Origin of the sequence: Veillonella montpellierensis DSM 17217, from assembly GCF_000426745.1 — a bacterium.
GTDB classification, from domain to species: Bacteria; Bacillota; Negativicutes; order Veillonellales; family Veillonellaceae; genus Veillonella; species Veillonella montpellierensis.
In genome coordinates this window covers 1-7,985 of the sequence record NZ_AUFY01000031.1, presented here as the reverse complement: position 1 = coordinate 7,985, position 7,985 = coordinate 1, and the positions used below count along the sequence as shown (strand labels likewise).

At 32.9% G+C, this 7,985-nt stretch carries 8 protein-coding genes and 2 pseudogenes; 7 read left to right on the top strand and 3 right to left on the bottom strand.

All coding sequences use genetic code 11. From position 1 onward, the window contains the following. The 3 genes and pseudogenes from K357_RS10110 to K357_RS0107065 form a co-directional block, all read left to right on the top strand. Positions 1-175, top strand: a pseudogene (locus tag K357_RS10110) (IS30 family transposase); the annotation flags it as partial. A gap of 33 nt (positions 176-208) precedes the next feature. Beyond that, entirely contained in the window at positions 209-1,024 is an 816-nt protein-coding gene (locus tag K357_RS0107070; RefSeq protein WP_028258073.1) for an abortive infection family protein, read from the top strand. 30 nt (positions 1,025-1,054) lie between these two features. Then, positions 1,055-3,598 carry a DEAD/DEAH box helicase gene (locus K357_RS0107065; protein ID WP_028258072.1) on the top strand — a complete coding sequence of 848 codons (2,544 nt, stop codon included), beginning with the start codon at positions 1,055-1,057 and terminating at the stop codon, positions 3,596-3,598. Between the two features lie 25 nt (positions 3,599-3,623). Here the strand turns inward: K357_RS0107065 and K357_RS0107060 are convergent, their stop codons facing one another. After that, positions 3,624-4,955 (bottom strand): relaxase/mobilization nuclease domain-containing protein, encoded by a 1,332-nt coding sequence (locus K357_RS0107060; protein WP_028258071.1) that lies wholly within the window; start codon positions 4,953-4,955, stop codon positions 3,624-3,626. Positions 4,956-4,960: 5 nt separating this feature from the next. Further along, a complete protein-coding gene (gene mobC, locus K357_RS09560; RefSeq protein ID WP_081658428.1) occupies positions 4,961-5,176 on the bottom strand; it encodes a plasmid mobilization relaxosome protein MobC in 216 nt (71 codons plus the stop codon). Between the two features lie 321 nt (positions 5,177-5,497). Here mobC and K357_RS09975 point away from each other — a divergent pair. The 4 genes and pseudogenes from K357_RS09975 to K357_RS10105 form a co-directional block, all read left to right on the top strand. Further along, positions 5,498-6,541 (top strand): annotated as a pseudogene (locus K357_RS09975) (adenine-specific methyltransferase EcoRI family protein); the annotation flags it as partial. 38 nt (positions 6,542-6,579) lie between these two features. Further along, positions 6,580-6,951, top strand: coding sequence for a DUF262 domain-containing protein (locus K357_RS09900; RefSeq protein WP_028258070.1), 372 nt, complete (start codon positions 6,580-6,582; stop codon positions 6,949-6,951). 214 nt (positions 6,952-7,165) lie between these two features. Then, entirely contained in the window at positions 7,166-7,354 is a 189-nt protein-coding gene (locus tag K357_RS09895; RefSeq protein WP_211218957.1) for a hypothetical protein, read from the top strand. Positions 7,355-7,405: 51 nt separating this feature from the next. Next, entirely contained in the window at positions 7,406-7,633 is a 228-nt protein-coding gene (locus K357_RS10105) for an HNH endonuclease (RefSeq protein ID WP_425314973.1), read from the top strand. 88 nt (positions 7,634-7,721) lie between these two features. Here the strand turns inward: K357_RS10105 and K357_RS0107040 are convergent. Further along, a partial coding sequence (locus K357_RS0107040) for an IS3 family transposase (protein WP_028258069.1) occupies positions 7,722-7,985 on the bottom strand: 264 nt, incomplete at its 5' end.

The window sequence follows — 7,985 nt, the reverse complement described above, 5'->3', positions numbered from 1 at the left end:
ACCGAAAGGAATGCCCATAAAAGCCGTTTCAGAGGAAACAATTCAACGAACACTTCAATGGTGCAATAATTTGCCACGCAAGCTTCTAAATTATAAAACCCCCTTAGATGTCTTTCTTGAAGAAGTTAATAGAATTGTAGATTTGGATACTGTTCAATTTCATATTGCAATTTAAAACTTGGAATAATTTAATGAACTGGAGGAATTTATGATTAGTTATATTGAAAGAACATACTTTAATGATTTGTTAAATAGAGGTGGGTATGTTTTAGATTTTTCTACATATAGATTTGATGAATTCACATTGCATAGTGTAGGAACAGCTTTGTGTGAGAAATATAATTTATCGAAGGGTAAGTCATTAAACGAATTTATAAATGAAGGAGATAATGATAAGGTAGTAAAATTATTAGATGATTTACTGGAATATTATGAAGTGCGATATTCCTTAGAAATAGAATCAGATGATAAAGCTTATAACGGAAGCACATACAAATCTCTTTATAATAAGTGTAAGGAAATTATTGAAAGAGAAAAGCAACATTCTAAGAAATTTTCTAAAGTATCAGAAGAGTTAAAGAAAAAATTTTCTAGTAAATATATGAATCAGCAAATAGATTTGATGGTAGCAATGTGTAATGAAAATCCGACAGAAGCAATAGGAAAGTCAAAAGAATTACTAGAAAGTTGTTGTAAAACAATCATTGAAAGCAATGGTGAAATTATAAAAGATTCAATAAATATGGGACAACTTGTAAAACAAACTCTAAGTTCATTGAATATTCCCAATAAAGGCATGGCGATGGATTTAGAAGAAGAAAAAATTGTGAAACAAATTACAGGGAGTCTTAATGGTTTAAGTAGTGGAATAATTGAATTAAGAAATCATTATGGAAGTGGGCATGGTCGTTCTGCAAAATTTAATGGATTAACAAAACGACATGCAGAATTATCTGTTGGGGCAAGTATAACTCTTGTTCGCTATTTGTGGGATACATTTTTATTAATAAATGAAAATAAATGAGAATGATAAAATTAAATGGAGGCACTAAAAATGGTAGATTTTAAGAAAAAAATTGCTTTAAAAAGCAAGTCGAAAATTACCAATCCTATTGATTTATATAATACGCTTGATAGAAAGAGTATTGCAGGTCCTTTGAGACCTGTTCAAAAATATGCTTTGAAAGAGTGGTATAACAATAGAAAAGATGAGAGAGATCTTATTGTAAAGCTTCATACTGGAGAAGGGAAAACTTTAATTGGTTTACTAATGCTACAATCAGCACTTAATTTAGGAGAGGGTCCATGCATATATGTTTGTCCTAATATTTATTTAGTCAAACAGGTTTGTTTGGAAGCTGAAAAATTCGGTATTCCGTTTTGTGCAATTGATAATAATAATGAAATTCCTAATGAGTTTTTATCAGGTGAAAAAATTTTAATTACACATGCTCATAAAATTTTTAATGGAAAATCAATTTTTGGATTAGGAAATAACTTCACAAAGACAAATACAATAATTCTAGATGATTCCCATGCGTGTATAGATGTCATAAAGGATTCATTTACTTTAACCATTAATAGAAATAAAAATGGAAACGAGGATATTTATGGTAGGATACTCACTTTGTTTTCAGATGATTTAATAGAGCAAGGTGAGGGGAGCTATTTAGATATTAAATCTGGAGAATACGAAACTTTCATGATGGTTCCATACTGGGCATGGAATAGTAAAAGGACTGAACTTTTATCTATTCTATCTGAATTTGCCAATATGGATGAAATTAAGTTTGTGTGGCCGTTAATGAAGGATAAAATAATAGAATATTCTTGTTTTATTTCAGGAAGTAAGATTGAGATTGCTCCATATAACATTAACGTAGAACAATTTGGGACATTTTCAAAAGCTAAGAGAAGAATTTTAATGTCTGCAACAACTCAAGAAGATATTTTTTTTGTCAAGGGTTTGAATTTTTCAACTGATGCAGTGGCTAATCCGATTGTGTATCCACAATTAAGATGGTCTGGTGAAAAGATGATATTGATGCCATCATTAATAGACGAAACCTGTGATAGAGACTTAGTTGCAACTGAATTTGCATCAATGAATGTTAAGAAGTTTGGTATCGTCGCTATAGTTCCTAATACAAAAAGAGCTATCTATTACAGTAAATTAGGTTCAAAACTTCCACAAAATAATCAAGAATTATTTTCTGTGATAGATGATCTAAGAAAAAGTAATTTTGGAAAAACCGTTGTGATAAATAATAGATATGATGGGATTGATTTGCCCGATGAAAGCTGCAGAGTTTTGATAATGGATTCAATGCCATTTCTAAACAACTTCTCTGATAGATATGAAGAAAAGTGTTGCCCTAATAGTGAAATTATAAATAAAAAAATAGCACAAAAGATTGAACAAGGATTAGGAAGGGCTGTTCGTGGAGAAAAAGATTATTGCGCTATTCTTGTAATAGGATCTGATATAGAAAAATTTATGAGAGGAGTGTTAACAAGAAAATATTTTTCTGCCCAGACACAGAAACAAATAGAGATTGGGTTTGAAGTCGCAAAAATGGCAAAAGAAGAAATTAGTGAAGAAGATCAGCCTATGAAGCAGATTATTTCACTAATAAAGCAAATTCTCAAAAGGGATGAAGGGTGGAAAGAGTATTACACTGGTGAAATGAATGCAATTGTTCAAGATAACGTAGAAAATAAAATTTATAACAGATACGCAGAAGAAAATGAATTAGAAAAATTATTTTCACAGGGAGAATATGAACTTGCTGTAGAAAGGACACAAAAATTCATTGATAAGTTTATCAATGATGATTTAGAAAAAGGCTGGTATTTAGAGCAGATGGCAAGATATGCATATATGTACTCAGAGGAACAATCAAAAACACTTCAAAAGTCCGCATTTAAAAAGAATCCTCAATTATTAAAGCCTAAAGAGGGAATTGCATATTCAAAAATCTCTTTCCTGAATGAAAATAGAATAAATAGATTCAAAAGAAATATTGGCAAATATGACAGTTTTGATGAATTTAATCTTTATATAAATGAACTGATAGAAAATCTTTCTTTTGGCATTGCGGCTGAAAAATTTGAATCTGCATTAAAAAACTTAGGTGAAATTCTAGGTTATGTTAGTCAACGTCCAGATAAAGAAATTAGAAAGGGTCCAGATAATTTGTGGTGTGTTTCAAATAAAAAATATGTATTTTTTGAGTGTAAAAATGAAGTGGACGAAAATCGAAATGCTATAAAAAAATCTGAAGCAGGTCAATTTAATAATCATTGTGGATGGTTTAAGGAAGAGTATGGGGAATTTGTAGATGTTTTGCGTATAATGATAATTCCTACTAAGCAGTTAGCACATGATGCGGATTTTAATGAGAAAGTTTTCGTGATGAGAAGGAATGGTTTAAAAAAGCTAAAAGATAATCTAAAAAAGTTTGTAAAAGAAATCAGAAAATACGAATTAGATTCATTATCTGATGAAAGAATCCAAGGGTATTTAAATATGTATAAATTAAATATTGAGGATTTTTCAGAAAATTATATTGAAAATATATATCATTTAAAAAAATAAAATAGTTAATAGAGATGGAGAGATTCTATCTCTCCATCTCCTTGCCCATGTAAATTCCATGGTTCTTTCGTATTTGATAAAGCTCGTCCATAGTATATTTTGTAGAAGAATACTCTTGCATTAGGGTATTCTTTTTTTCTTGCAATTTATCAAGTTTATCTAAAATATCCTTGGAATCAGGCAGCTTTGAATAGGACTTTTTAAGTTTTGTAAGAGCTGTTTCGTAGCGTGTGATTTCAGCCTTATGCTCCTCAAAAAATGCCTTATCAGAAGGATTTGCCTTATATTCTTTGTAGTAGGCTCGATATTTTTTAACAGTATGAATTTGTTCCATCGTATTAGAAAGTAGCTGCATATCCTTGTCAATTTCTTTGATTTTATCTTGTAAGTTCTGTCTTTCTTCAGCACTTTTCCTAATGTATTCATCAAGTTGTTTAACAGATTTAATACCATGTTCTCTGATAAAAATAACTGACTCAGCCATTGTATTTAAGTTATGCTTGGTTGCCCAATATTCATAGCCTTTGCTCTCTTTTACTTTGGTATTGGTATTCATATTGATGACATTTCCGATTCGTTTTTTGACAGGTGGGGCTTTAATAGATTGATTTTCTGTAATACGCTCTCTTAATCGTTCTTCGGTATAATCTTTACCAATCGTCTTAGTCCTTGTAAATCTCTGCTTATCTTTTGGCTTAAAGGCTATATGTTTTCCATGCTTTATTTCATAACCAAGTTCCGCAATTTTCTTTAGAAATTCTTCCCAATCCTTAGACTGTTTTATCAGACGATCAATATCAAATTGAAGTCTGCTTTTCCAAGAAGTACCTTTCTTAGATTGCTCATTTTCATACCATGACTTGCCATTTGTTTTGTACTTTCTCTTATAGCTCTCGTAGAATTCATCAATCACAGAAAGGTTATTATCCTTGTATAGCTTATCGCTTTGATACCTAATTTGGTGGTAGCTTTTCTTGTTGGATTGATAGCATTTGCCACTAACTATATTGACATTATTGAATATGATGTGATTGTGGATATGCCCTTTATCTATGTGGGTAGATAAGACATATTCGTACTCATCCTTTAATATCTTTTTACATAGTTCAAGACCGATTTGATGTGCCATTTCAGGACTTGCTTCTCCGGGTAAAAAGGATTGAATGAGGTGTCTTGCAAGGACAGTTCCGTTTGTGCCGACATCATTTCGTGTTCTTAAAAATTGAGTATGAGCAGTTTCCTGATGACATTTATGAGTGCTTACTAAGATTTGCTCATCTGTTTTTTCTCCATTAACAATATATGAAATGGCGAGATTAAGTGTTGATTTTATAGGATGTATTTTTGTAATAGCCATAAAATTTAATCACCTCCGGAAGTTCTGTTAAGAAGCAGTGAATGTATCTGCCACAACTCTTTTGAGAAATGGTCAATCTGCTTTTTCATATCGTTTATATCATCTTTGTAGATTATGCCGGTCGAATTTACACGCTTTGCAATCTGATTGATGTTGTTTGTAGCGTTGGAAAGCAAGCCCTGTAAATCTCTAAATGGCTTTAAATCCACTTGATATACGATAACCGGCGGTGCTTATAGGTGCAGTATAGGTACAGGCAGGTGATTAACATTAAAAGTTAGGAATTTTTGAGAGATTTATATAGATTTCTATAATTTAAGACGATTTCTTAAAAGGTGCGGTATTGAGCTGGGAGTAGATTAGAAGAGTAGACTAGGAGATTTATATGGATAAGCGGCAGTTAGCATCTACGATTTTGGGAAAGATTTAGAGCGTTAATAAAGTAAATCATAAAACGGAAATAATTTTGTAATTGATTTAATAGTGGAGGAAATGCTTTATGCCCGGAAATGAAGGTTTAGCAAGAGCCGCGCGCGAAAAAAAACGATGAGTTTTATACCCGATTAAAGGATATAGAAAAAGAGCTGCGGCATTATAAAAGGCACTTTAAGGGTAAAATTGTATTTTGTAATTGTGATGATCCTTTTGAATCCAACTTTTTCAAATATTTTGTCCTTAATTTTAATCAATTAGGACTTAAAAAGTTAGTTGCTACTTGTTATGCTACATATCCTATATCAAATAAAAATTTATCACTATTTGATGTTATAGGCGGTGATGAAACAAATAAAAACAAGCCATATAAAGCCGTAGTTACAAAAGTTTATGATGCCACCGGTGATGGTGGTGTTGATATGCTCGATGTAGCTGAACTGTTCAAAATGGGAGAAAATACGCTGACAGAATTGGAAGGCGATGAAGATTTTAGAAGCGAAGAATGTTTAAAGCTTTTAAAAGAAGCAGATGTAGTGGTTACTAATCCTCCCTTTTCTCTGTTTAGAGAATATGTGTCAACACTAGGATCGTATGATAAAAAGTTCGTCATTATGGGAAATAAAAACGCTATTACCTATAAAGAGTTTTTTCCACTTTTAAAAGGAAACAAAGTATGAGTCGACGCAACATCGTTAAATGGCGGGCGATGGATGATTATGCCAAACAATATTGAAATTAAAAGCAAGAAAACAAAGATAGATACCAATGGCGATATAATTCTTAACGTGGCGGGGGTTTGCTGGTATACAAACTTAGACATTAACAAACGGCACGAAAATTTAATTTTAATAAGAAAATACAATCCCGAAGATTTTCCTACGTATGATAATTACAGTGCCATAAATGTTGATAAGGTTACTGAAATACCTTACGACTATGAGGGCGCTATAGGCGTACCCATCACTTTTATGGACAAATATAATCCCGATCAGTTTGAAATTTTAGGCGCGACAGAAAGCGAAGGCAAAGGCTTTTCTAATGGCTTATGGATTGAAGAATCTGGTATTGCACAACCGTTGATTAAAGGTATTAAAAAGTATAAACGATTATTTGTCCGTAATAAACATCCGATGCTTAAAAAGGAGGGATAAGTTATGATTATTGAAGAAAAAAGGTAACTATAAGAGAATTGACAGAGAGTTATTTAAACAATGACGAAGAAGGCGTAACCGGATATGCCGGAAGGTTAGATATAAGGCCGAAATATCAAAGAGAATTTGTTTACAAGGACGTGCAGCGGGACGAAGTAATAAAATCTGTAGCCAGACATCTACCATTGAATGTTTTTTATTGGGCAAAGACTGGTAAAGATAAGTATGAAATACTAGATGGCCAACAACGGACAATATCTATTTGTGAATATGTAGCCGGAAATTTTTCGGTAAACAACAAATATTTTGCTAATTTACCGGAAGATCAAAAAAATCAAATACTGGACTATAAGCTATTTATGTTTGTGACGGAAGAGACAGCGAAAAACTGGAGTGGTTTAAAATCATAAACATTGCCGGAGAATAACTGACCGATCAGGAATTAAGAAATGCCGTCTACGCCGGGGCGTGGACAATGGATGCTAAGAAATACTTCTCAAAAACTAATGGCCAGCTAATAATCTGGCGAGTGACTATCTAAAAGGAAGTTCTATCCGGCAAGACCATCTTGAAACGGCGATCAAATGGGAGGCAAGCAAAGAGGGAACAAGTATCGAAGAATACATGGCAAAACGACAAGACACTCCGACAGCACAAGAGTTGTGGTCATATTTTCATTCTGTTATTGAATGGACACAATCTATATTTCCTAAGTACAGAAAAGAAATGAAGGGGCTGCCATGGGGTGAGTATTACAATGAACATGGCGCACGAAGGGATCTAGATCCGGAAGTATTAGAAGACAAGATATAAAAGCTTTATGCGGATCCTGATGTTACAAGAAAAGCAGGAATATATCCTTATTTGTTGACCGGTAATGAAACAGAGTTATCCATAAGGGCATTTAATGAACGAGAAAAACAAGAAGCGTATAAGAAGCAAGGCCACAAATGCGCCGGATGCGGCGAAGAATTTAAGTATTCGGAGATGCACGGGGATCATATTAAACCGTGGAGCAAAGGCGGCCGGACGATGCCGGATAATTGTCAAATGCTTTGTACGAAGTGCAACCTAAAGAAATCCAACCATTAATACATAAGAAAACAGCCCGATAAAATTGAGGTGACCCCCAAAAGTTAGACTTTTTAAACGTAGCAGTTTGATGGCTGCTACGTTATTTTTATGCAGTCAAGACAGAAAGCCTGTATTCAACAGGACTCATCCAGCCAAGTTTCTCTTTAATACGTTTTTGATTGTAATACACAATATATTTTTCAATCGCTTCTTTTAGTTCGTCAAAGCTGTAGTATGTATTCCCATAATAGATTTCTTGCTTTAGTAAACCAAAGAAATTTTCCATGACAGAATTATCATAGCAATTTCCTTTGCGAGACATGCTTTGAAAAATTTTATTTTCCTTTAGTTCATGAGAGTATGCAGGCAT

Coding starts and splice junctions, on each gene's coding strand:
- K357_RS0107070 (WP_028258073.1), top strand. CDS start 209: ATGATTAGTTATATTGAAAGAACATACTTTAATGATTTGTTAAATAGA.
- K357_RS0107065 (WP_028258072.1), top strand. CDS start 1,055: ATGGTAGATTTTAAGAAAAAAATTGCTTTAAAAAGCAAGTCGAAAATT.
- K357_RS0107060 (WP_028258071.1), bottom strand. CDS start 4,955: ATGGCTATTACAAAAATACATCCTATAAAATCAACACTTAATCTCGCC.
- K357_RS09895 (WP_211218957.1), top strand. CDS start 7,166: ATGGCAAAACGACAAGACACTCCGACAGCACAAGAGTTGTGGTCATAT.